This is a genomic window from Microbispora sp. CSR-4 (assembly GCF_008033685.1).
Taxonomy (GTDB): domain Bacteria; phylum Actinomycetota; class Actinomycetes; order Streptosporangiales; family Streptosporangiaceae; genus Microbispora.
Genome location: NZ_VJVX01000147.1, coordinates 1 through 2173 on the forward strand (window position 1 = coordinate 1; position 2173 = coordinate 2173).

1 protein-coding gene is annotated in these 2173 nt (G+C 66.6%); it reads right to left on the reverse strand.

What is annotated here, in order from left to right; translation table 11 throughout:
- Positions 1 to 14 precede the first annotated feature (14 nt).
- The gene (locus tag FLV34_RS39075; RefSeq protein ID WP_142625397.1) at positions 15 to 2120 is read right to left on the reverse strand and encodes an ISAzo13 family transposase; all 2106 of its coding nucleotides are present in this window, start codon (positions 2118 to 2120) and stop codon (positions 15 to 17) included.
- Positions 2121 to 2173: the final 53 nt, after the last annotated feature.

The following is a 2173-nucleotide window of genomic DNA, read 5'->3' on the forward strand; positions in this document are numbered from 1 at the left end:
GAAGCCGTAAAAGATCAACTTGTCGGTGTGTCGCGGTCGTTTGGCACTGCGGCGAGCAGATTTGCTGCAGTGCGGTATCGGATTGGCGCGTCGGGGGGAATGTGGCCTGCTTGCTGGAGCAGGGGACGGGTTTCGCGGATGACGTTGCCGATGGACGATCTGCTGACATCGCCTAGAACGTCGGCCAGGACATCCATCGTGCAGAGTTTCCGCTGGTAGAGAATCGTGAGCACGACCCGTTCGCTGTTGCTGATCTTCTGGGGGAAGACGCCGGATCGGGTCCCGGGCTGGCGGTGCCCGCCCCGCCGCTGGTAGCCGAGGCGCTCGCCTTGAGCGACCTGTGCTGCGGCGAGGCGCTGGATGAGGAGACGGAGTTCGTCGCGGCTGATCCCGGTCAGAACCGGATGGGATAGTTGATCGATGATCACGGCTCGTGCGGGGCGCTGGCCGGTGTCCAAGAAGCCGAGGAGAGCGGCGGGTTTGGCGAAGCGGACCTGAGCGGCTCCGGCGTGGTGGCCGTGGTCTTCCAAGACTCTGCGGGTCTCCTTCACCAGGTCGGCGATGCAGACGTCGGTGACCTCCAGAAGGTCGGCCAGGACCTTCATGGAACAGACCTGCCGCTGGTAGAGGAGCGTGAGCAGGAGGCGGGCGGCGGCGTCGAACAAGGGCTTGGCGCGGAGGTTGCCGGTGGCGCGCCGAGCTCGGCCGCCGCGTTGCCGGCTGTGCCGTTCCTGGGTGCGGGCGGCCTGTGCAGGCGCGAGCGCGGTGGCCAGCTGGCGTAGTTGAGGGGTGCTCATGCCGGTCAGCCGCGGATCGGCCAGACGCAGCAGCATGGCCTGGCGCCGCTGCGCGGGTCCGTCGCCCTCGCTCACCGGCTGGGACGTGGCCGGGTCGTCGGCCATTACTGGGCGCAGGGTGTAGTTCCAGGTGCCGTGGGTGGCGTGTCGTTCCAGGGGCAGGGCGGCGAAGCGCTCCTTGCTGATCGCGACACCGGTCGGGTAGTCGCCGGTGTCCAAAACCGCCTCCACCCGCAGTCCGGTACTGGTCTGGGTGGAAGCGATGGTGTTGACCACTACGTCATGACTGGTCAGGGGCCTGCCGCGCCAGTTGAGGGTGATGTGGGAGAACAGCCGGTGCTCGATCTTGTTCCATTTGGAGGTGCCGGGCGGGAAGTGACAGACCGTGATCACCAGCCCGGTCTCGGCGGCCAACGCGGCCAGTTCGCTCTTCCAGACCCGATAACGGTAACCGTTGGAGCCGCCCGCGTCCGCAGTGATCAGTAGCCGTGAGGCGGACGGGTAGTCGTGGCGGCCGCGCGCTTTCCACCAGCGGCGGATGGACTCCACCGCGAACACCGAGGTGTCATGGTCGACACCGACGTTCACCCAGCCGGTGTTGGCCGTGATGTCGTAGATCCCGTACGGGATCGCCTGCTCGACGTCCGGACCGGAGAAGAAGAAGTGGTGGTCTTCGACCTCGATCGGCTCGCCCCTGGGGCGCCACTCGCGTCCGGTCATCGGGAGCCGGCCCAGCTGTTCCCGCTTCTTGGTGTCCACGCTGATCACCGGCTCGCCGTCAGCCTGATGGGCTTTGACCTGCTCGTTGATATAGCGGAACTGGGCGTCACGGTCGGGGTGCTGGGCGCCTTCGAGGGTCTTGACGTTGGCTTGCAGGCTGAACCCGGCCGTCTTCAGCAATCGTCCTACCGTGGGCGCCGATACACCGTGTCCTTGCCGGGTCAGCTCGGCGGCCAGGTGGCGTAGCGACTTGGTCGTCCACCGCAGCGGGGACTGCGGGTCGCCGCGCTCATCCGGCTCCACCAGCCCCAGCAGCGCCGTCAGGACGGCCGGATCGTCGTCTTCAACACGCTTGCGACCACCCCCGGATCGTCGGACACGACCTGCCGGAAGCGGCTTCCGGCCTTCTTCCAGCTCGAAGATGCCGTTACGGACGGTCGTCTCGCTGACCCCAGCGGCCTGAGCGACAGCCCGCACCCCACCGTGTCCCAGCAGCCGCGCCTCGGTCGCCAGCACCAGCCGATGCTGTCGTTCGTTCAGATGCGGGCGTAATGCCTCGAATTTCCGCGCGAGTTGGCCGCGGACCTCGCTGGAGATCGCCATACCATCTCAACGAGCCGAAGATCACGAAGCAACGCCTTATTTCTTGACGGCTT